The organism is Pseudomonas inefficax (genome assembly GCF_032164165.1).
GTDB classification, from domain to species: Bacteria; Pseudomonadota; Gammaproteobacteria; order Pseudomonadales; family Pseudomonadaceae; genus Aquipseudomonas; species Aquipseudomonas inefficax.
This window is the reverse complement of record NZ_CP134401.1, coordinates 5790674-5812228: the sequence shown is the minus strand read 5'-3', so window position 1 is coordinate 5812228 and position 21555 is coordinate 5790674. Positions and strand designations below refer to the sequence as shown.

Sequence of the window (21555 nt, the reverse complement as noted above, 5' to 3'; positions counted from 1 at the left end):
GCATGGCGACCGTGATGAAGAAAGTGGACGCGGTAATCGTGGGCTTTGGCTGGGCCGGGGCGATCATGGCCAAGGAACTGACCGAAGCCGGGCTACAGGTAGTGGCCCTGGAGCGGGGGCCGATGCAGGACACCTACCCGGAAGGCAGCTACCCGCAGGTGATCGACGAGCTGACCTACAGCGTGCGCAAGAAGCTGTTCGTCGATGTGTCGAAGGAAACCGTCACCATCCGCCATGGCATGAACGACGTGGCACTGCCCAATCGCCAGCTCGGTGCCTTCCTGCCGGGCAAAGGTGTAGGTGGCGCAGGCCTGCACTGGTCTGGCGTGCACTTCCGGGTGGACCCGATGGAGCTGCGCATGCGCAGCCACTACGAAGAACGCTACGGGCGCAAGTTCATCCCTGAAGACATGACTATCCAGGACTTCGGGGTCAGCTACGAAGAACTGGAACCGCATTTCGACTTCGCCGAAAAGGTATTCGGTACCTCTGGCCAGGCGTGGACCGTCAATGGCCAGGTCGTTGGCGAAGGGAAGGGCGGCAACCCCTATGCGCCGGACCGTTCCAGCCCGTTCCCGCTGCCTTCGCAGAAAAACGTGGTGTCGGCCAGGCTGTTCGAAAAGGCGGCGGCCAGCCTGGGCTACAAGCCCTACAACTTGCCCTCGGCCAACACCTCCGGCTCTTACACCAACCCCTACGGGGCGCAGATGGGGCCGTGCAACTTCTGCGGCTTCTGCAGTGGCTACGTGTGTTACATGTATTCCAAGGCCTCGCCCAACGTGAACATCCTGCCGGCGCTGCGCCAGGTGCCGAACTTCGAATTGCGGCCCAACGCCCATGTGCTGCGGGTGAACCTGGATGACAGCAAGCGCAAGGCCACCGGGGTGACCTACATCGACGCCCAGGGGCGGGAAGTGGAGCAGCCGGCGGACCTGGTGATCCTGGCGGCGTTCCAGTTCAACAACGTGCGCCTGATGCTGCTGTCCGGCATCGGCAAACCCTACGACCCCATCAAGAACGAAGGTGTGGTCGGGCGTAACTTCGCCTACCAGAACATGGGCACGGTCAAGGCGTTCTTCGACAAGGACACCTACACCAACAACTTCATCGGCGCCGGTGGCAACGGTATCGCCATCGATGATTTCAACGCCGACAACTTCGACCATGGCCCGCACGGTTTCGTCGGCGGTTCGCCGATGTGGGTGAACCAGGCCGGCACGCGGCCGATTGCCGGTGGCGCGACCCCGCCGGGCACACCGGCCTGGGGCAGCGCCTGGAAGAAGGCCACCGCCGACTACTACACCCACCAGGTGTCGATGGACGCCCACGGCGCTCACCAGTCCTACCGCGGCAACTACCTGGACCTCGACCCGACCTACCGCGACGCCTACGGCCAGCCGCTGTTGCGCATGACCTTCGACTGGCAGGAAAACGACATCAGGATGAACCAGTTCATGGTCGACAAGCTCAGCAAGATCGCCCAGGCGATGAACCCCAAGGCTATTGCCGTGCTGGGCAAGAAGGTCAAGGACCACTTCAACACTGCCAGCTACCAGACCACCCACCTGAACGGTGGCGCGATCATGGGCACCGACCCGAAAACCAGTGCGTTGAACCGCTATCTGCAGAGCTGGGACGTGCACAACGTGTTCGTTCCAGGGGCTTCGGCGTTCCCTCAGGGGCTGGGTTACAACCCGACCGGGCTGGTGGCTGCGCTGACTTACTGGTCGGCCCGCGCCATCCGCGAGCAATACCTGAAAAACCCTGGTCCGCTGGTTCAGGCTTGAGGAGCGATGCGCATGAAGACAATGTTGATCGCAACCCTGCTGGGTGCCAGCGTGGCTGCACAGGCTGCGCCAAATGACGATGCGCAGGTGCGTCAGGGCGAGTACCTGGCCCGCGCCGGCGACTGCGTCGCCTGCCATACCGCCGAAGGCGGCAAGCCATTCGCCGGTGGGCTGCCGATGGAAACACCGATCGGCACGGTGTACTCAACCAACATTACGCCGGCGGCCAGTGGTATCGGCCAGTACAGCTTCGAAGACTTCGACCAGGCGGTGCGCAAGGGCATCGGCAAGGACGGCAGCACCCTGTATCCGGCCATGCCATACCCGTCCTATGCGCGTGTCAGCGAGCAGGACATGCAGGCGCTGTATGCCTACTTCATGAAGGGCGTGGAACCGGTCGAACAGCCGAACAAGGCCAGCGACATCCCCTGGCCATTGAGCATGCGCTGGCCGCTGGCGATCTGGCGCGGGTTGTTCGCGCCAGAGGCCAAGCCCTGGCAGGCATCGGCGGCGGCCGACCCGGTGGTCAACCGCGGTGCCTACCTGGTCGAGGGCCTGGGGCACTGTGGTGCGTGCCATACGCCGCGGGCGCTGACCATGCAGGAAAAGGCACTGAGCCCACAGGATGGCGAGCAGTTTCTGGCTGGCAGTGCACCGCTGGAAGGCTGGATTGCCAAGAACCTGCGTGGTGACCACAAGGACGGCCTCGGTAGCTGGAGCGAAGAGCAGCTGGTGCAGTTTCTGAAGACTGGTCGTAGCGACCGCAGCGCCGTGTTTGGTGGCATGAGCGACGTGGTCGAGCACAGCATGCAACACCTGAGCGATGCCGACCTGACTGCTATCGCCCGCTATTTGAAGACGCTGCCGCCAAGCAACCCTGACGACCGGCCGCACGTGTACGACAAACAGGTGGCGGATGCCCTGTGGAAGGGCGACGACAGCAAGCCCGGGGCGGCGGTGTATATCGACAACTGCGCAGCCTGCCACCGTACCGATGGCCAGGGCTATACCCGCGTGTTCCCGGCCCTGGCCGGTAACCCGGTGGTGCAGACGACGAATGCCACATCGCTTATCCACGTGGTATTGGCGGGGGGCACAGTGCCGGCGACGCACGCGGCACCGTCGAACTTCACCATGCCGGCGTTCGGCTGGCGGCTGAGTGACCAAGAGGTTGCCGAGGTGGTGAACTTCATTCGCACCAGTTGGGGTAACCAAGGGGATGCCGTCACCGCCGATGATGTGAAATCCCTCCGTTAACTGCATCCCTCTGTCTGCAACCCCCAATCCACTGTGGGAGCGGGTTTACCCGCGAATGCGTCGGCACATTCGCCATCGCATTCGCGGGTGAACCCGCTCCCACAGGGTTTCTCGTTTACTTTCTATATTTATCAGTTAGTTAAAGCGTATTTTTACTGCATTTACTACGCATGAATATCGCACTCCCGACCAACGGCATGTTGACGAACGCGTGTGATTTTGCTGTATTGAAACCGGTTTCATCGCTATCACAACAATCATAAGGACAGCCCATGACCGACGCGCCTGCCCATGCCCGCGAACGGGTCACCATCAGCGAAGTAGCGCGTGTCGCTGGCGTTTCCAAGGCCACCGTCTCCCGTTACATCGGGGGTGATCGCCAGTTGCTCGCCGAAGCCACAGCCAAGCGCCTGGAAGAGGTCATCGAGCGCCTCGGTTACCGCCCCAACCAGATGGCCCGTGGTCTGAAGCGCGGCCAGACGCGCCTGATCGGCATGCTGGTAGCCGATATCCTCAACCCCTATTCAGTGGCCGTGATGCATGGCGTGGAAACTGCCTGCCGCCAGCACGGCTACAGCCTGGTGGTGTGCAACACCAACCGCGACGACGAGCAGGAGCGTCACCACCTGGTGGCCCTGCAGTCCTACAACGTCGAAGGGCTGATCGTGAACACGCTTGGCCATCACCCCGGCGAATTGCTCCACCTGCAGCGCGACATTCCCATGGTGCTGGTCGATCGCCAGTTGCCCGAACTGAATGTCGACCTGGTGGGCCTGGACAATGCCGACGCGGTCGAGCAGGCCCTGGACCACCTGCAGGCGCAAGGCTACCGCGACATCATGGCGGTCACCGAGCCGCTCGATGGCACCAGCTCGCGCCTGGAGCGGGTACAGGCGTTCGGCACGTCGGTCAGCCGTCGCCATGGCATGCGCCAGCAGGTGCTGGAAGTCGGCCCCGGGCTGGATGACCAGCTGGCTTCGTTCCTCGCCGGCAGGGGCCATGGCCCGCAGGCCATCTTCACCTTCAACGGTGTCGCCACCCTGGCCGTGAGCCGGGCCCTGCACCAGACAGGGTGCAATCTGTTCGCGGACGTCGGGCTGATCGCCCTCGACGACCTCGACTGGTACCCCTTGGTCGGCACTGGCATCACTGCACTGGCCCAGCCCACCGAGCGAATCGGCGTGGCAGCATTCGAGAGCCTGCTTGGCCGCCTGCGCGGCGACAGCGGGGCAGCCCGGCGCATCGACTTCAAGGCCGAGCTGATCATCCGAGGTTCAACCCAGCCACAGTAATCACAGGCAGGCACCTCCCTGCCTGCCTGTTGTCAGCAAAAATGAAACCGGTTTCAAAAGGACAACAACAATGCACTCGAACCCCGTTTCCATCAGCCTCTCCAGCTACGGCGCCGACTTTGTCCGGCAGCGTGGCCAGGAGCACTTCCTTGGCCTGCTGGCTGCCGCCGGCGTCACCCGCGTGGAACTGCGCGAAGAGCTGTTCACCCAGGCGCCGGACACCGCGGTGCTGGCTGCAGCCATTGCCGCACAGGGACTGGAGTGCCTGTACTCCACGCCCCTCGAATTGTGGACCGCACAAGGCGTGCCTGACCCGCAATTGGCGCACAAACTGCAAACCGCCCGAGCCCTTGGCGCGGTAGCGCTCAAGGTTTCCCTGGGCCACTACCACGCCGGCTGTGACGTCGCGGCCTTGGCGACGCTGTTACCGGTGCACGGGCCGTTGCTGCTGGTGGAGAACGACCAGACCACCCAAGGTGGGCGAATTGAACCCCTGCAGCAGTTTTTCCAGCGCGCCGACGAGCTCGGGCTGACCCTGGGCATGACCTTCGACATCGGTAACTGGCAGTGGCAGGGCGAGCCTGCCCGGCACGCCGCACGCCAGCTTGGCCGCTGGGTGCGCTATGTGCACTGCAAGGCCGTGCAGCGCCGGCCCGATGGCCGCCTGGTAGCCGTCCCGCCAGCGACCGCGGACCTGCAGGAATGGGCTGAGCTGATGGCCGAGTTCACCCCCGGCGTGGCGCGTGCTGTCGAGTACCCGTTGGTGAGCGACGATCTGCTGGCGCTGACCCGTGACCAGGTGCGCGACCTGGCGGCGCTGGGGCAGGGCGTATCGAGTGAGGAGCTGAGCCATGCATGAACATGACGTGTTGTGTTTCGGCGAGACCATGGCCATGTTCGTCGCCGAGCAGGCCGGCGACCTGGCCAGTGTCGGCCAGTTCGGCAAGCGCATTGCCGGCGCCGACAGTAACGTGGCCATCGGCCTGGCGCGGCTGGGCTTCAAGGTTCGCTGGCTGAGCCGGGTGGGCGACGATTCGCTGGGCCGTTTCGTGCTCGATAGCCTGCGCCGCGAAGGCCTGGACTGCTCCGGTGTCGAGGTGGATGCCAGCTACCCCACCGGCTTCCAGCTCAAGGCCCGCTGCGATGACGGCAGCGACCCGGCGGTGGAGTACTTCCGCCGTGGTTCGGCAGCCAGCCAGCTGTCGCCGGCGCTGCTGCGCCCGGGCTTTGTGCAAGCCCGCCACTTGCACGCCACCGGCATCCCGCCGGCGCTGTCGGAGGGCTGCCGGGCGCTGTCCCATGCGTTGATGGATGCAATGCGTGCCGCCGGGCGCAGCATCTCCTTCGACCCCAACCTGCGCCCCTCGCTGTGGCCTGACCAAAGCAGCATGGTGCGCGAAGTCAATGCCCTGGCGGCCAAGGCCGACTGGGTGCTGCCAGGCCTGGAAGAGGGCCGCCTGCTGACCGGCCAGCACACCCCGGCAGACATCGCCGCGTTCTACCTCGACCAAGGGGTGGAACTGGTGGTGATCAAGCTGGGCGACGCCGGTGCCTACTTCCGCAGCGCCAAGGGCGAGGGCCAGGTGGCATCAGTACCGGTCAGCCGGGTAGTAGACACCGTTGGCGCCGGCGATGCCTTTGCCGTCGGCGTGCTCAGTGCGCTGCTGGAGGGCCACCCGGTAGCCGAGGCAGTGGCGCGTGGCAACTGGTGCGGCAGCCGCGCCGTGCAGTCGCGTGGCGACATGGAAGGGCTGCCGCTGCGCCATGAGCTGCAAGCCCACGACCTGCGCAGAAGCGCGTGAAAACTTGATCCCGAAACACCTGTTGCAACAAAAACAACAAGCTCAGGAGAAACGAACCATGCAAAGCCAAGGCCTGGCACCTCGCCGCTGGTGGTACATCATCCCGATCGTGTTCTTCACCTATAGCCTGGCGTACCTGGACCGCGCCAACTACGGGTTCGCCGCCGCTTCCGGCATGGCTGAAGACCTGCACATCACCCCCGCACTGTCTTCGCTGCTGGGGGCACTGTTCTTCCTTGGTTACTTCTTCTTCCAGGTGCCTGGCGCCATCTACGCCGAAAAGCGCAGCGTGAAGAAGCTGATCTTTGTCTGCCTGATCCTCTGGGGTGGCCTTGCCACGCTCACTGGCGTGGTCAGCAACGTCTACATGCTGATCGGCATCCGCTTCCTGCTCGGGGTGGTGGAGGCGGCGGTGATGCCGGCCATGCTGGTGTACCTGTGCCACTGGTTCACCCGCGCCGAACGTTCGCGCGCCAATACCTTCCTGATCCTCGGCAACCCGGTGACCATCCTGTGGATGTCGGTGGTGTCGGGTTACCTCGTCAAGCATTACGACTGGCGCTGGATGTTCATCATCGAAGGCCTGCCCGCCGTCATCTGGGCGTTCTTCTGGTGGCGCCTGGTGGATGACCGCCCGGCCCAGGTGAACTGGCTGAGCGAGCAGGAAAAGGCCGCCCTGGAGCAGGCGCTGGCTGCCGAGCAGCAAGGCATAAAGCCAGTGAAGAACTACCGCGAGGCGTTCCGCTCGCCGCAGGTGATCATCCTTTCGCTGCAGTATTTCTGCTGGAGCATTGGTGTGTATGGCTTCGTGCTGTGGTTGCCGTCGATTCTCAAGCAGGCGGCCAACCTCGACATCGTGCAGGCCGGCTGGCTGTCGTCGGTCCCTTACCTGGCGGCGGTGCTGGGCATGGTCGGTGTGTCGTGGGCATCTGACCGACTGCAGAAGCGCAAGCGCTTCGTCTGGCCGCCACTGCTGATCGCCGCCGTTGCGTTCTATGGCTCCTACGCCCTGGGCAGCGAGCACTTCTGGCTGTCGTACGCGTTGCTGGTAGTCGCCGGCGCCTGCATGTATGCCCCCTATGGCCCGTTCTTCGCGATCGTGCCCGAGATCCTGCCGGCCAACGTCGCGGGCGGTGCCATGGCGCTGATCAACAGCATGGGTGCGCTGGGCTCGTTCGGTGGCTCGTGGCTGGTGGGTTACCTCAATGGCGTCACTGGCGGGCCCGGTGCCTCCTACCTGTTCATGTGCGGTGCGCTGCTGACCGCAGTGGCGCTTACCGCCGCACTCAATACTTCCCAGACATCTGGCCGGGCCAAGCGCGGCAACTCGCGTCTGGCCATGAACCATTAGGAGCCTGTGCAATGAAGAAGCGAATCGTGCTGTACAAACGCCTGTCCGACGACTTGATGGCACGCCTGCAAGAACGCGTCGAGGTGACCTGGGTGGATACCTCCGGGCCCGATGGCCTGGCCCGCCTGCGCGATGCTTTGCCCGGCGCGCACGGGCTGCTGGGGGCCAGCCTGCGCCTGGACGCCAGCCTGCTCGACCTGGCGCCACAGCTTGAAGTGGTGTCCAGCGTTTCGGTCGGGGTGGACAACTACGACATCGCCGAACTCAGCCGGCGCGGCGTGATGTTGACCAATACGCCGGATGTGCTGACCGAAACCACCGCCGATACCGGCTTTGCCTTGATCCTGGCCACCGCCAGACGGGTTGTGGAACTGGCGAACTGGGTGCGAGACGGCCACTGGCAGGCCAACCTTGGCCCAGCGCATTTCGGTAGCGATGTGCACGGCAAGACACTGGGCATCGTCGGCATGGGCCGTATCGGCGAGGCCTTGGCCCGACGCGCCGCGGCCGGCTTCGGCATGCGTGTGCTGTATCACAGCCAGCGTGCCAAGCCTGAGGTGGAGGCGCGCCATGCTGCGCGTCAGTGCAGCCTGGACGAGCTGTTGCAGCAGGCAGATTTCGTTTGCCTGACCGTGCCGCTCAGTGCCAGCACCGAAGGCCTGATCGGCGCGCGGGAGCTGGCGCTGATGAAACCACAGGCAATCCTGGTGAACATTTCCCGCGGGCGCGTGGTGGATGAGCCGGCGCTGATCGAAGCGTTGCGTGCCCGACGCATACGCGGCGCCGGCCTGGATGTATTCGCGCAGGAGCCGTTGTCGGCGCAGTCGCCGTTGTTGCAACTGGACAACGTGGTGGCGACCCCGCATATCGGCTCTGCGACCGAAGAAACCCGCCAGGCCATGGCGCGCTGTGCGGTGGACAACCTGCTCAGTGCCCTGGCTGGTGAGCGCCCGGCCAACCTGGTGAATGGCTGACGCCAGATTCACAGGCCTGCGGGGCCCCTGTGGGGAGTGGGCATGCCCGCGAAGCAGGCGACGCGGTGGATGGCACCGGCTGCGCCGGTGTTCGCGGCTAAAGCCGCTCCCACAGATACGGCGCATTCCTTCAGCTGATGGGGAGCTCTGTGGGAGCGGGCATGCCCGCGAAGCAGGCGACGCGGTAGACACCGGCTGCGCCGGTGTTCGCGGCTAAAGCCGCTCCCACAGATACGGCGCATTCCTTCAGCTGATGGGGGAGCTCTGTGGGAGCGGGTCTACCCGCGAAGAATCCAACACGGCGCATGGCACCGGCTGCGCCGGTGTTCGCGGCTAAAGCCGCTCCCACAGATACGGCGCATTCCTTCAGCTGATGGGGGAGCTCTGTGGGAGCGGGCATGCCCGCGAAGCAGGCGACGCGGTAGACACCGGCTGCGCCGGTGTTCGCGGCTAAAGCCGCTCCCACAGGTACGGTGCATCCCTTCAGCTGACGGGGGACTCTGTGGGAGCGGGTTTACCCGCGAAGAATCCAACACGGCGCATGGCACCGGCTGCGCCGGTGTTCGCGGCTAAAGCCGCTCCCACAGATACGGCGCATTCCTTCAGCTGATGGGGGAGCTCTGTGGGAGCGGGTTTACCCGCGAAGAATCCAACACGGCGCATGGCACCGGCTGCGCCGGTGTTCGCGGCTAAAGCCGCTCCCACAGATACGGCGCATTCCTTCAGCTGATGGGGGAGCTCTGTGGGAGCGGGCATGCCCGCGAAGCAGGCGACGCGGTAGACACCGGCTGCGCCGGTGTTCGCGGCTAAAGCCGCTCCCACAGATACGGCGCATTCCTTCAGCTGATGGGGGACTCTGTGGGAGCGGGTTTACCCGCGAAGAATCCAACACGGCGCATGGCACCGGCTGCGCCGGTGTTCGCGGCTAAAGCCGCTCCCACAGATACGGCGCATTCCTTCAGCTGATGGGGGAGCTCTGTGGGAGCGGGCATGCCCGCGAAGCAGGCGACGCGGTAGACACCGGCTGCGCCGGTGTTCGCGGCTAAAGCCGCTCCCACAGGTACGGTGCATCCCTTCAGCTGACGGGGGACTCTGTGGGAGCGGGTTTACCCGCGAAGAATCCAACACGGCGCATGGCACCGGCTGCGCCGGTGTTCGCGGCTAAAGCCGCTCCCACAGATACGGCGCATTCCTTCAGCTGATGGGGGAGCTCTGTGGGAGCGGGCATGCCCGCGAAGCAGGCGACGCGGTAGACACCGGCTGCGCCGGTGTTCGCGGGCGCGCCCGCTCCCACAGGCACGGTGCATTTCTTCAGATGGTGGGGGCGCTGTGGGAGCGGCCTTGCCGGGGCGCCGGACCGGTCGGAAAGGGCTGCAAGGCAGCCCCCGGAGTCAATGCGATTCTGAACGCTGCGCCTGCACTGGCGCAGCAGCCTCCAGCGGCTCCAGCGGCGGGTGCTCCTGCGCCGCATGCATCAGGTCTTCGGTCACACGCAGCTCGGCACCAGTCGGCGAGAAGGTGGTCGAAGCGGTGAACGGCGCCGGGTGTTCTGCCGCCGGGCGCTTGCCACGGCGCCACATGAAGAAGCACACCATGGCCAGATTGACCACGGCAAAGGCCCAGAACAACCCGGCCTCGCCAAACTCGGTCATCATCGGCGAAATCGCCACCGGCGCCATGGCCGAACCCAGCGAGTTGATCAGCAGCAGGCCCTGGATCATTGGCACCAGTGCATCCGATGGTGCCCGATCGGCAGCATGGCTGACCGCCACCGGGTACAGGGTGAACACGCCACCGCCCAGCAGGAACAGCATCGCCGGCAGCAGGATCGAGTCCGACGGCAGGAACACCGTGACCAGCGACAGAAGCACGCACAGCGCGGCCAGGGCGATCAGCACATCCTGGCGGTCCTTGCGGTCGGACCAGCGCCCGACCGGGTATTGCAGCAGCATGGCACCCAGAATCACCCAGGCCATCATGTTGCCGACCTCACCCACATCCAGGCCGATGCGCTGCAGGTACAGCGGCAACAGGGCGTAGATGCCGGCAATGGCCACACCCGAACCGAAGCAGCCGACCAGGCCTGATGGCGCAACGCCCAGCAACTGGCGCGGCTTGAGCGGTTCGACCTGATCCAGCAGCGGTGACACCCGTGGCAGGATCACGATGGGCAGTACCGACAGGGCGGCGAGCACGCCGGCCAGCATGAACGGTGCGGTGTCACCCATGTGGGTGATTTCGCCAAGGCCGGCCTGGGCGATGACCCCGGCGCCATAGAAGGCGATCATGTACAGCGCCAGCAGGCGGCCGCGGATCTTGGCGTCACCGGCCAGCAGCAGCCAGCTTTCGATCACCAGGAACACGCCCACCGCCGCCCAGCCGTTGATCAGGCGCAGCACCGACCACCAGGTGACGTCGTAGAACAGGCCTTGCAGCAGGATGGTCACGGCGATCAGCGAGGCGAAGCTGGTGTAGGCGCGGATATGGCCGATGCGCAGGATCAGCCGGTCGTTGAAGATGGCACCCAGGGTCAGGCCGATGAAGTAGGTCGAGGAGACCACACCGATGGTGGTGGCTGACTCGCCGGCAGCGCCCAGGCGCAGGGTGGTAAGGGAAGACATGAAGCCGTTGCCCAAGGCAATGATGAACAGCCCGAGCAGGGGCGCCAGCGCCATGGCCAGCAAACGCGGAGACATATGTACCTCTAGTTGGATGAGCGGAATGAGCGCCTTTTCGGACGCGCACGCCGGCTCGACCCGAACGGGGCCGAGGGGCTGCACGGATGTGCCTGGGCTGGATGCGACGCTGCCGGTTGCCACCGTTCAAGGCGACGGGCGAAAAGGAAGCGCGATTCTACGGGCTTGCGCGGTTTTGCCCAAGGGGCCTGGGTGTGCGACGAGACGCCGCAGTCTGCGGCATAATGCGGGGCCCACCCCCAAGGAAGGCCCCCATGTTCGCTTCGCTGTTCGCCGTCCTGGCCCCGGTTTTCATCGTCGCCGGCATTGGCTATGCCTGGGCCCGCAAGGGCCTGGACTACCCCACCGAATTCATCGCCCGGGTGGTGATGACTGTCGGAACCCCGTCGCTGGTGCTGTCCACGCTCAGCCGCACCGAACTGGACCCGACCGCCTTCACCAGCATGGCCATGGCCTGCCTGCTGTGCACCCTGGGCATGGCCCTGGCCGGCTTGCTGGTATGCCGCGCCTCGGGCCAGCACTGGCGTGTGCTGCTGCCGGCGTTCATGTTCCCCAACACCGGCAACATGGGCCTGCCAATCAGCCTGTATGCCTTTGGCGAGCACGGCCTGGCCCTGGCGGTGGCGTTCTTCCTGACCCTGTCGATCGTGCAGTTCACCCTCGGCATGGCCATTTCCGGTACTGCGGCTTCGTTCAAGGCATTGCTGCGCAACCCCATCGTGATCAGCCTCGCCGGCGCCATGCCGATCATCTTTCTCGATTTCGAGTTGCCGCGCTGGCTGGCCAATACGGCAGACCTGCTGGGCGGCATGACCATCCCGCTGATGTTGCTGACACTGGGCGTGTCGCTGGCCAGCATTCGCCTGCGCCATGTGGGCAGCGGCATGCTGCTGGGCGGTTTGCGCATTGGCCTGGGGGCTGCCGTGGGCTGGGCGGTGGGGGCGGCGCTGGGCATGGCCAGCCTGGAGCGTGCGGTGCTGGTGGTGCAGTCGGCGATGCCGGTGGCGGTGTTCAACTACCTGATGGCGGTGCGCGCCAACCGCGAGCCGGAGCAAGTGGCGAACCTGGTGATGTGTTCCACGGTGCTGTCGTTTGCCTGGTTGCCGGTGGTGCTCGCCTGGTGGATGTAAGCCATTGCCAGCCTCCTTGCATCAACTTCTGACCTGCGCGGACTAGTGTAGGAGCGGCCTTGTGTCGCGAAAGGGCTGCAAAGCAGCCCCAAGGCATCAGCACAGATGCACAAATTGCTGGGGCTGCCTTGCAGCCCTTTCGCGACACAAGGCCGCTCCTTGTATGTTGTGTCTGGCCTAGCGGGAGAGGTTATTCTCGTCGGGCTGAAGAAGCACTTCCGGGGAGGCCGATCGCTCCTGAAGGCAGGCATTGCCCCTGACCTTGTATGTAGAGAGGCCCCCCGCCTCATTGCCCACTGCGAAGAGTATCGAGAAGCCGACAAGTCGGACTTCGCATTACAAGGTTGCAGCAGCATGAAGTTCGAGGTCGGGGAACCGGAGGCCATTGTTACCTAACTCGCTTGGAGAGGGAAGAAATGAGTGTCTGGGTTGGCGTCGATATCGGCTCACGTACTTCGGTCGTTGCGGTGCGTAAAGATGGGCGTCCGGCCGGACAGTGGGATATCGCTCAAACCCCTGCAGGCCGTAAGGCTGCGGTGAAAAAGCTGCTGGCACTCAAACCCAAGTCGATCGTGATGGAGGCGACCGGAATCTATTACCTGGACTTGGCCCTTGAGCTACATGCGGCTGACCTCCCTGTATCCGTGATCAACCCCAAGAGCTTCCACAATTTCGCCAAACTAATGCTGGTGAACAGCAAGACCGATGCAATAGATGCTCAACTGCTGTCCGAGTACGGCGAGCGTATGACACCGCGCTTGTGGACACCTCCAAGCCTTGTGCAGCTTGAGCTGAGGGCTCTGGGGCGACACATCAATCGTTTGGTGGGGCATCGTACAAGGGCGAAGAACGAACTGCATGCATTGCAGGCGACCGCTACAACCGTGTCGATGCTGATCGAGGATCAGGAGGAAGCGATTGCTTCACTGGATAATCGAATTGAGCGCTTTCGTAAGGCGGGCCGCGAGCTGGTCGCCCAGTGTCCGACGCTTACTCGGCAGTACAAGCAGCTGCTCGCAGGGCCTGGGATGGGAGAAGTCTCGGCACTTGCGGCATTGGCTGAACTGACCATCCTTCCTCAAATACTCAAGTCCTCGCAGGTAGCTCGCCACGCGGGTCTCGATGTTCGACAGACCCAATCGGGAACGAGCATTGATAAGCCCGGCAGACTCGGCAAAAGTGGGAATGCTTATCTACGGGCAGCCATGTACATGCCTGCCTTGACCGCAGTGCGCTGCGACCCTTATGCGAAGGCTTTTTACGAGTCGTTGGTCAACAGGGGCAAGAAGAAAATGCAGGCTATCGCTGCTGTCATGCGCAAGTACCTGACAGGCATCTGGGCATGCATGCGCGGGGATGAGCCATTTGATACGGCCAAGCTTTTCAGCTCTGAACACCTCAGAAAAGCTTGACCGCCAACAGAGTATCTACAAGGTCCAGCATCAACCAACCCGGTGGGGAGGCATGCCCGGCAAACGGCTATTTCTCCTGCAACCGCCACCCCTGGCTGGTCAGCACCATCGCTCGGGTTTCCTTGAGCGGCGCGTCATTGCTGGCCACCGCCTTGCCCAGTTCGGCAATGCTGGCCTTCACTTGTTCATTGGCCGCCCACGCCGGTAACCCGGTGATCTTGTAGGCATAGGTCACATTCGACATCTTCTGCCCGGTCACCTCGCTCGGCTCACTGAACTGCTCGATCGCGGTGACCTGAGCCTTGCCGAAGCACAGCCCGTTATCTGCCTTGTAATACTTTCGGCCTTCGTCGGTGAGGTCATAGGCGTAATAGATGTCCGTGCGTGCCGCTTGCCACAGGCGGGCGGGCACTTCGGTACGCGAGATCTCCTTTTCGCTGACCACACCTACCTGGGCCAGGGCATGCAACGCCTTGTTGGTGCCATGGACGTCGAAGTCCTGGGTTCTGGTGGGGAATGAACTGATGACGAAGCAGTGCGGGTACTGGGTATCGAGGTAGGCCTGGGCGGCCTTCTGGAAACTGGCCTCGCTGATGTCCTCGCTGTTCGAGCAACCGGCCAGGGTTGCCAACAGCGCCAGCGGCACGATCTTCCTGTACATGGTGACACTTCCTTGAGTGGCAAAGGCAAACGGGGTCGTGCGCGATTAGAACCTACGGGCTAGAGCGGCGCAATCATGGCAAGACGGCATCTCTGCATGTGCTTCGCTGGCCTCTTCGCGGGTAAACCCGCTCTCACAGGCATGCACAGCTTTCAAGACCTGTGCTGAACCTGTGGGAGCGGGTTTACCCGCGAAGAGGCCAGTGGCAACAACATCAATCCTGGCTGTGCGTATCGATACTGACCACCACCGACATCCCTGGCCGCAAGTGCTTGGCCTCTGGCTGCCCGGCATCCACGGTGATCCGCACCGGTATGCGCTGGGCAATCTTGACGAAGTTGCCGGTGGCGTTGTCCGCCTGCAGCAAGGCGAACTCCGAGCCGGTGGCCGGCGAGATCTGCTGCACGTGCCCATGTAGCTTCAGGTGGTTCAGCGCATCCACGGTGAAACTTGCCGGTTGGCCAATGCGCACATTCGCCATCTGGGTTTCCTTCATGTTGGCGATCACCCACAGGGTGTCGGGCACCAGCGCCATCAACTGCGCGCCAGAATTGACATAGGCCCCAAGGCGCGTGCCGATCTGCCCCAGCTGGCCGTCGCGCGGGGCGGTGACGCGGGTGTTGTCGAGGTCGATGCGGGCCAGCTCCACGGCGGCCTTGGCGTTTTCCACCGAGGCCTCCAGCGCGGCCCGGTTGACCACCACGGTTTCGCGGTCCTGGCGGGCGATTTCCAGCGCCGCCTTGGCCTGGGCCAGGCTGGCGACCGCTGCGGCTTCGCTGGCTCGGGCCAGGTCCAGGTCGCGGCGCGACACCGAGCCATCGCTGACCAGCGCCTGGTTGCGGCTGAAGTCGGCCCTGGCCTTGGCTGCCTGGGCAGTGGCATCGCCAATGGCGGCCTGGCGCTGGGCAATGGTGGCTTCGGCACTTTTACGCTGTTGCAGGTTGTTGGCCAGGGCCGCCTGTTGTTGCTGCAGTTGTGCGATGGCCTGGGCCAGGCGTTGCTTGTAGATGCGGTCGTCCAGTTGCACCAGCAGGTCGCCGGCCTTGACGAACTGGAAGTCATGCACCGGCACATCGACAATATAGCCGCTCAGCTGCGGCCCGATGATGGTCACCTGGCCGCGCACCAGGGCGTTTTCGGTGCTTTCGATGGCACTGCCGAATGGCGGCAGGCGCCAGGCATACAGCACCAGCAGGATGCCGGCCAGGGCTACGCAGGCGAAGCTGATCGACGACAGGATACGCACCCGCCGCGAGCGCACCGGGCTGGTCGGCTCGCTGGGCGGCGTGGCGCCTTCCGGGGTTTCGGCGATGGCAGTGGTGGTCGTGGTGCGGGTGTCGTCGGTCATCGGGTGGGCGCGCCGGGGTTGGATTCAGGGGAAACGGCCCGGCGTCTGGTGTGCCAGAGCCAGGTGCTGCGGATGCAGATCCAGACCATGGTCAGGATAGCGATGCTGCCGATCAGTACGAACACATCGTTGTAGGCCATGATATTCGCCTCGCGGGTGGCGGCACTGGCCAGCAGGCGCATGCCGGCTTCGCTGCGCAGGGCTGGGTCGGCAATGATGCCGCCGTAGCCGGCACCGCCACTTTGCACGCGGGCCGTGACCAACGGTTCCAGGTAGCTGAGGCGGTCCATCAGGTGACTGGAATGGAATTTTTCCCGCCAGGTCTGGAAGGTGCCCAGCAGCGCCGCGCCAATCAGGCCGCCGAGGTTGTTGCAGATGCCGAACAGCACCGAGAAACTCACCAGGTTGCGCGGGTTGGCGCGCACATGGCTGATGCCAAGGGCCATGGACGGGCCGAGGAAGAAGGTGCTGCCGAACGCCAGCAGGAACTGGCTGAGGTACATCTGCGCCGGGCGGGTGAGGTTGCTCGAACTGCTGTCCATGAAGGCGCCTGTGGCCATGGCCAGCAGCGAGATCAACAGCGGAATCACCAGATGATTGGGGTTGATGGTGAGGGCACTGCTGGCCAGGCCGGCCACCGCGCCCAGCAGCATGACCGCGTACAGCGTACGCATCTGCTCGCTGCCCAGGTTAAGCGCCTGCAGGAAGCCGACCGCCCCGGTGGACTGCTCCGAGGTGACCATGCGGATCAGCACCACGCACAGGGCCAGGCGAATGATCGCGCCGCTACCCAGCCAGCGGGTCATCAGCAACGGGTTCTGGCGGTTGTGCTCGATGGCCAGGCCGCTGAAGATCAGCCCGATCGAGGCCGCCAGGGCCATGCCGATCCAGGGCGCCTCCAGCCACCAGTCGATACGCCCGAGTGACAGCACGGCGCAAAGCAGTGCAGTGCCGCTGGCCATCAGCGAGAAGGTGAGGAAGTCCAGCGGCTCGAAGGTCTTGAAGCGGTCACCGGGGGGCAGCTTGAGCAGCAGCACGCAGCCCAACGCGGCCAGCGCCAGGCCCAGTTCGAACAGGTACAGGCCGCGCCATTCGGCGATCTGCAGCAGGTCTTCGGAGAAGATCCGCGCCAGCGGCAACGCCAGTTGCGAGGCGCCCAGGCCAAGCACCATCGCCTTCAGCCGCCATTGCGCCGGGAACGCCTGGATCATGTAGTACAGCCCCAGCGAGCTGAGCGCGGCGCCGACCATGCCGTGGGCCGCCCGTACGGCGATGGCCGAGTTGAGGTCGTTGACCAGCAGGTGGGCGAAGGTGACCAGGGCATAGAGCACCAGGAACACCTCGGTGAACGCGCGCAGGCCGAACTGCTGGCGAAACTTCACCAGCAGCAGGTTGATGGACACATTGGTCATTACGTAGGCGGCCGGCAGCCAGGCCATCTCCGCCGTGGTTGCGCCCAACGCACCTTGCAGGAACACAAGGTTGGCGGTGACCAGCGCGTTGCCCAGGCCACCGGTGATAGCCACCAGCAGCCCGACCACGCCGTAGGCCAGGCGTTTGGCGGGCGTGTGCAGGGGCGTGGAGGGGGAGCCCGGCAGGCTGGGTTTTTCGTGGGGAAGCCACTGGCGTGGGGCGTATTTGTCCATGGGGCAGACTGTACTTCAGCGGCCATTGCAAAAAAACAATTTACAGCCCGCACCGGCCTCTTCGCGGGTAAACCCGCTCCCACAGCGTCACCACAGATCTTGCAGGCTGTGCGGTACCTGTGGTTGCCAGAGGTTCACCACTGATCTTGCAGCTGTGCAATACCTGTGGGAGCGGGTTTACCCGCGAAGGGGCCAGTGCAGGCGCTACAAGGCCTTCGCCAGAAACTCCGCAGTGCGGCTTTCCGCACACCCGGCCACCACCTGCGGCGTCCCGCTGACCACCACCTGGCCCCCGGCATCGCCGGCCCCAGGCCCGATGTCGATCACCCAGTCGCTCTGCGCCACCACTCGCATGTCATGCTCGACCACCACCACGCTGTGCCCGCCATCGACCAGGCGGTTGAGCTGCACCAGCAGCCGGTCGATGTCCTGCGGGTGCAACCCGTTGGTAGGCTCGTCCAGTACATACAGTGTTGCCCCGCGGGCCATGCGCTGCAGCTCGGTGGCCAGCTTGATGCGCTGCGCCTCGCCGCCGGACAGTTCGGTGGCCGGCTGGCCCAGACGCAGATAGCCCAGGCCGATGTCTTGCAGTACCTGCAGGCAGCGCCGCGCCGCTGGCTGTTCGGCGAACACCTTCAGGGCCTGGTCGACCGTCAACTGCAGCACCTGCGCAATGTTCATGCCTTGCCAGCTCACCGCCAGGGTTGCCGGGTTGTAGCGGGCGCCATGGCAGGTCGGGCAGGGCGCATAGACGCTGGGCATGAACAGCAACTCGACACTGACGAAGCCTTCGCCCTCGCAGTTCTCGCAGCGCCCCTTGGCAACGTTGAAGGAGAAACGCCCGGCATCGAAGCCTTGTGCCTTGGCCTGTTCGGTGGCGGCGAACAGCTTGCGCACATGGTCGAACAGGCCGGTGTAGGTGGCCAGGTTGGAGCGTGGTGTTCGGCCGATCGGCTTCTGGTCGACCTGCACCAGGCGCCTGATGCTGCCAAGGCCAGCGCTCACATGCCCGCCGCTGGCCTGTTCTGGCTCATCTTCCAGGCTCTGTTCTTCGGGCTCGTTGCGCTGTGCGGCATGGCCCAGGTGTGCACCCACCAGGTCCAGCAGCGCCTGGCTGACCAGGCTCGACTTGCCCGAACCGGAAATGCCGGTAACGGCGGTAAAGCAGCCCAGCGGGAATTCGGCACTCAGGTTGTTCAGGTTGTTGCGGCTGATGCCTTCGAGCTTCAGCCAGTCGTGGGCCTGGCGTGGCGTGCGCGTGGTCTGGGCCGGGGCACTGAACAGGTAGGCCCGGGTGCTCGACTGCTCGACCTGGGCCAGCCCGTCGGGCGGCCCGCTGTAGAGGATGGTGCCGCCATGCTCGCCAGCGGCAGGCCCTACATCCACCAGCCAGTCGGCGCGGCGCATGGTGTCCAGGTCGTGTTCCACCACATAGACCGAATTGCCAGCATGCTTCAGGCGCTGCAGCGCCTCGAACAGGGCTTCGCTGTCGGCCGGGTGCAAACCGGCCGAAGGTTCGTCGAGCACGTAGATCACGCCGAACAGTTGCGAGTTCAGCTGGGTGGCCAGGCGCAGGCGCTGAAGCTCGCCGGAGGACAGGGTCGGGGTGCTGCGCTCCAGTGCCAGGTAGCCCAGGCCCAAGTCCAGCAGGGTGTCTATGCGTTCGAGCAGCTCGTTGGCGATGCGTTGGGCAGCCAGGCGCTTTTCCAGGGTCAGGTCGTCCTGCTGTTGTGCCAGGTAGTCTGCTGCCGCCACCTTGCGCAATACCTCGGCCAGCGCCTGCAGCGACAGGTGCGACAGCTCGGCGATATCAAGGCCGGCGAAGGTCACCCCCAGGGCCTCGCGCTTCAGGCGCTTGCCCTGGCACAGCGGGCACGGGCTTGGGCGCATGAACTGGGCAACGCGCTTGCGCATCTGCGCACTTTGCGAGTGCATGAAGGTGTGCAGCACGTAACGCCGGGCACCCATGAATGTGCCTTGGTAGCTGGGCTCCTGCTTGCGCTTGAGGGCGGTGCGGGTCTGCGCCGGGGTCAGCCCGGCGTATACCGGCGCGGTGGGTGTTTCTTCGGTGAACAGGATCCAGTCGCGCTGCGCCTGTGGCAGGTCGCGCCAGGGAGTATCGACGTCATAGCCTAGCGTCACCAGGATGTCGCGCAGGTTCTGCCCCTGCCAGGCCATCGGCCACGCCGCCACGGCGCGCTCGCGGATGGTCAGCGACGGGTCGGGGACCATGGTCGCTTCGTTCACTTCGTAGACCCGGCCCATGCCATGGCATTCCGGGCAGGCGCCCTGGGGCGTGTTGGGCGAGAAGTCTTCGGCATACAGCATCGGCTGGCCGGCCGGGTAGTGGCCGGCGCGGGAGTAGAGCATGCGAATGGAACTGGACAGGGTGGTCACGCTGCCCACCGAGGAACGTGCACTCGGCGTGCCGCGTTGCTGCTGCAGGGCCACGGCTGGGGGCAGGCCTTCGATGGCGTCGACGTCCGGCACCCCGACCTGGTCGATCAGGCGCCGGGCATAGGGCGCGACCGACTCGAAATAACGCCGCTGGGCTTCGGCGTAGAGGGTGGAGAAGGCCAGCGAGGACTTGCCCGAGCCGGACACGCCGGTGAACACCACCAGTGCGTCACGAGGAATATCGACATCGATGTTCTTGAGGTTGTGCTCGCGGGCGCCACGGACGCGGACGAAGCCGGCTGGGGGCGTATGGCGTGGAGGCATTGGGCGGTCCTTGGCTGGGGTCGGTGATGAAGGTAGCAGTAAAGCGCTGTGGGGTCGCCAGGGTATGGCTTGGGTTTTTTGGTGCTCGATCTCACAGCACTGGAGCTTCCAAACCCTGCACTAGTTCCACCCAGCGGAACCACATTCAATTGTGCTCCCCCGTCACTCGCGCTTATCTGTCAGCCAAGCACGACCTGCCTCACCCGTCGTGACCTCAAGGCGAACAACAAGAACGGGAAACCACCCGCGCGAGGAGGCTCTACATGTCCCGACATCAGCACATCCTGGCCTGGCTGAACGATGTGGCCAGCGACCTGCACGCAATCCGTCACGATATCCACGCTCACCCGGAACTGGGTTTCGAAGAAAGCCGCACTTCGGCACTGGTTGCCCAACTGCTCGAAACGTGGGGCTATGAAGTGCACACCGGTATCGGCAAGACCGGCGTGGTCGGCGTACTGCGCAATGGCAACAGCCCACGCCGCCTGGGCCTGCGCGCCGACATGGACGCGCTGCCCATACACGAGGCCACCGGCGCCGCCTACAGCAGCCAGCACCAAGGCTGCATGCACGCCTGCGGCCATGACGGGCATACCACCATGCTGCTCGGCGCAGCGCGCTACCTGGCGGCGACCCGGCAGTTCGACGGCACGCTGACGCTGATCTTCCAGCCGGCCGAGGAGGGCCAGGGTGGCGCCGAGGCGATGCTGGCCGAAGGTTTGCTGGAGCGCTTCCCTTGCGATGCACTGTTCGGCATGCACAACCTGCCCGGGCTGCCGGCCGGGCACCTGGGCTTTCGCGAGGGGCCGATGATGGCTTCGCAAGACCTGCTCACGGTGACCCTGGACGGGGTTGGCGGCCATGGCTCGATGCCGCACCTGACTGTCGACCCGCTGGTGGCGGCGGCCAGTGTGGTGATGGCCCTGCAAACCGTGGTGGCGCGCAATATCGATGCGCAGGAGGCGGCCGTGGTCACCGTCGGCGCCTTGCAGGCCGGCGAAGCGGCCAACGTGATCCCGCAGCAGGCGCTGCTGCGCCTGAGCCTGCGCGCGCTGAACGCCGAGGTACGGGCGCAGACCCTGGAGCGGGTACGGGACATTATCGTCGGCCAGGCCGAGAGCTTTGGCTGCCGCGCCACCATCGAACACCGCCCGGCCTATCCGGTGTTGGTCAACCACGCTGCGGAAAACGCCTTCGCCCGGCAGGTGGGGGTGGAGTTGCTCGGTGCCGAGGCAGTAGATGGCAACACCCGCAAGCTGATGGGCAGCGAAGACTTCGCCTGGATGCTGCAACGCTGCCCGGGCGCCTACCTGTTCATCGGCAATGGCGTATCGCGGCCGATGGTGCACAACCCGGCCTACGACTTCAACGACGACATCCTGCTGACCGGCGCCGCCTACTGGGGCGCGCTGGCAGAGCGCTGGCTCGCGCCCGCCTGACCTTTCCTTTTGACGACTGCCGCTGGAACCCGGGCGCGA

Annotated in this window: 15 protein-coding genes; 10 read left to right on the top strand and 5 right to left on the bottom strand. The window is 64.6% G+C overall.

Annotation, left to right across the window (positions count from 1 at the left end; translation table 11 throughout):
* The first annotated feature begins 2 nt into the window (after window positions 1–2).
* From RIN61_RS26220 to RIN61_RS26190, 7 genes are all read left to right on the top strand, one after another.
* On the top strand, window positions 3–1787 hold the full coding sequence (locus RIN61_RS26220) for a GMC family oxidoreductase (RefSeq protein WP_112252449.1): 1785 nt from the start codon (window positions 3–5) through the stop codon (window positions 1785–1787).
* A gap of 12 nt (window positions 1788–1799) precedes the next feature.
* Window positions 1800–3044, top strand: a complete 1245-nt coding sequence (locus RIN61_RS26215; protein WP_112252448.1) for a cytochrome c — start codon at window positions 1800–1802, stop codon at window positions 3042–3044.
* 272 nt (window positions 3045–3316) lie between these two features.
* Window positions 3317–4336: a LacI family DNA-binding transcriptional regulator gene (locus RIN61_RS26210; protein WP_112252447.1), complete on the top strand. Its 1020-nt coding sequence runs from the start codon at window positions 3317–3319 to the stop codon at window positions 4334–4336.
* 70 nt (window positions 4337–4406) lie between these two features.
* Entirely contained in the window at window positions 4407–5195 is a 789-nt protein-coding gene (locus RIN61_RS26205) for a TIM barrel protein (RefSeq protein WP_112252446.1), read from the top strand.
* On the top strand, window positions 5188–6138 hold the full coding sequence (locus tag RIN61_RS26200) for a sugar kinase (RefSeq protein ID WP_112252445.1): 951 nt from the start codon (window positions 5188–5190) through the stop codon (window positions 6136–6138). Before RIN61_RS26205 ends, RIN61_RS26200 begins: the two co-directional genes overlap by 8 nt.
* Window positions 6139–6196: 58 nt before the next feature.
* Entirely contained in the window at window positions 6197–7489 is a 1293-nt protein-coding gene (locus RIN61_RS26195; RefSeq protein WP_112252444.1) for an MFS transporter, read from the top strand.
* Between the two features lie 11 nt (window positions 7490–7500).
* Window positions 7501–8463, top strand: coding sequence for a 2-hydroxyacid dehydrogenase (locus tag RIN61_RS26190; RefSeq protein WP_112252443.1), 963 nt, complete (start codon window positions 7501–7503; stop codon window positions 8461–8463).
* A 1391-nt stretch (window positions 8464–9854) separates the two neighbouring features.
* Here the strand turns inward: RIN61_RS26190 and RIN61_RS26185 are convergent.
* Entirely contained in the window at window positions 9855–11159 is a 1305-nt protein-coding gene (locus RIN61_RS26185) for an MFS transporter (protein ID WP_112252442.1), read from the bottom strand.
* Window positions 11160–11413: 254 nt separating this feature from the next.
* Here RIN61_RS26185 and RIN61_RS26180 point away from each other — a divergent pair, with 254 nt between their 5' ends.
* Both RIN61_RS26180 and RIN61_RS26175 read left to right on the top strand, forming a co-directional pair.
* Window positions 11414–12289 carry an AEC family transporter gene (locus tag RIN61_RS26180; RefSeq protein WP_112252441.1) on the top strand — a complete coding sequence of 292 codons (876 nt, stop codon included), beginning with the start codon at window positions 11414–11416 and terminating at the stop codon, window positions 12287–12289.
* 416 nt (window positions 12290–12705) lie between these two features.
* Window positions 12706–13701, top strand: a complete 996-nt coding sequence (locus RIN61_RS26175) for an IS110 family RNA-guided transposase (RefSeq protein WP_313855045.1) — start codon at window positions 12706–12708, stop codon at window positions 13699–13701.
* Window positions 13702–13768: 67 nt separating this feature from the next.
* Here the strand turns inward: RIN61_RS26175 and RIN61_RS26170 are convergent, their stop codons facing one another.
* The 4 genes from RIN61_RS26170 to RIN61_RS26155 all read right to left on the bottom strand — a co-directional run bounded on the left by RIN61_RS26170 (window position 13769) and on the right by RIN61_RS26155 (window position 20077).
* A complete protein-coding gene (locus tag RIN61_RS26170; RefSeq protein ID WP_112253349.1) occupies window positions 13769–14362 on the bottom strand; it encodes a hypothetical protein in 594 nt (197 codons plus the stop codon).
* Between the two features lie 214 nt (window positions 14363–14576).
* Window positions 14577–15710 (bottom strand): HlyD family secretion protein, encoded by a 1134-nt coding sequence (locus tag RIN61_RS26165; protein ID WP_112253350.1) that lies wholly within the window; start codon window positions 15708–15710, stop codon window positions 14577–14579.
* On the bottom strand, window positions 15707–17356 hold the full coding sequence (locus RIN61_RS26160; protein ID WP_112253351.1) for an MFS transporter: 1650 nt from the start codon (window positions 17354–17356) through the stop codon (window positions 15707–15709). The genes RIN61_RS26165 and RIN61_RS26160 overlap by 4 nt, the downstream gene beginning before the upstream one ends.
* A gap of 204 nt (window positions 17357–17560) precedes the next feature.
* Window positions 17561–20077: an excinuclease ABC subunit UvrA gene (locus tag RIN61_RS26155; RefSeq protein WP_313855042.1), complete on the bottom strand. Its 2517-nt coding sequence runs from the start codon at window positions 20075–20077 to the stop codon at window positions 17561–17563.
* Window positions 20078–20340: 263 nt separating this feature from the next.
* Here RIN61_RS26155 and RIN61_RS26150 point away from each other — a divergent pair, with 263 nt between their 5' ends.
* On the top strand, window positions 20341–21516 hold the full coding sequence (locus RIN61_RS26150) for a M20 aminoacylase family protein (RefSeq protein WP_313855040.1): 1176 nt from the start codon (window positions 20341–20343) through the stop codon (window positions 21514–21516).
* Window positions 21517–21555 lie beyond the last annotated feature (39 nt).

Excerpts from the sequence above, each read along its gene's own strand:
- RIN61_RS26220 (WP_112252449.1), top strand. The coding sequence starts at position 3 with ATGGCGACCGTGATGAAGAAAGTGGACGCGGTAATCGTGGGCTTTGGC.
- RIN61_RS26215 (WP_112252448.1), top strand. The coding sequence starts at position 1,800 with ATGAAGACAATGTTGATCGCAACCCTGCTGGGTGCCAGCGTGGCTGCA.
- RIN61_RS26210 (WP_112252447.1), top strand. The coding sequence starts at position 3,317 with ATGACCGACGCGCCTGCCCATGCCCGCGAACGGGTCACCATCAGCGAA.
- RIN61_RS26205 (WP_112252446.1), top strand. The coding sequence starts at position 4,407 with ATGCACTCGAACCCCGTTTCCATCAGCCTCTCCAGCTACGGCGCCGAC.
- RIN61_RS26200 (WP_112252445.1), top strand. The coding sequence starts at position 5,188 with ATGCATGAACATGACGTGTTGTGTTTCGGCGAGACCATGGCCATGTTC.
- RIN61_RS26195 (WP_112252444.1), top strand. The coding sequence starts at position 6,197 with ATGCAAAGCCAAGGCCTGGCACCTCGCCGCTGGTGGTACATCATCCCG.
- RIN61_RS26190 (WP_112252443.1), top strand. The coding sequence starts at position 7,501 with ATGAAGAAGCGAATCGTGCTGTACAAACGCCTGTCCGACGACTTGATG.
- RIN61_RS26185 (WP_112252442.1), bottom strand. The coding sequence starts at position 11,159 with ATGTCTCCGCGTTTGCTGGCCATGGCGCTGGCGCCCCTGCTCGGGCTG.
- RIN61_RS26180 (WP_112252441.1), top strand. The coding sequence starts at position 11,414 with ATGTTCGCTTCGCTGTTCGCCGTCCTGGCCCCGGTTTTCATCGTCGCC.
- RIN61_RS26175 (WP_313855045.1), top strand. The coding sequence starts at position 12,706 with ATGAGTGTCTGGGTTGGCGTCGATATCGGCTCACGTACTTCGGTCGTT.
- RIN61_RS26170 (WP_112253349.1), bottom strand. The coding sequence starts at position 14,362 with ATGTACAGGAAGATCGTGCCGCTGGCGCTGTTGGCAACCCTGGCCGGT.
- RIN61_RS26165 (WP_112253350.1), bottom strand. The coding sequence starts at position 15,710 with ATGACCGACGACACCCGCACCACGACCACCACTGCCATCGCCGAAACC.
- RIN61_RS26160 (WP_112253351.1), bottom strand. The coding sequence starts at position 17,356 with ATGGACAAATACGCCCCACGCCAGTGGCTTCCCCACGAAAAACCCAGC.
- RIN61_RS26155 (WP_313855042.1), bottom strand. The coding sequence starts at position 20,077 with ATGCCTCCACGCCATACGCCCCCAGCCGGCTTCGTCCGCGTCCGTGGC.
- RIN61_RS26150 (WP_313855040.1), top strand. The coding sequence starts at position 20,341 with ATGTCCCGACATCAGCACATCCTGGCCTGGCTGAACGATGTGGCCAGC.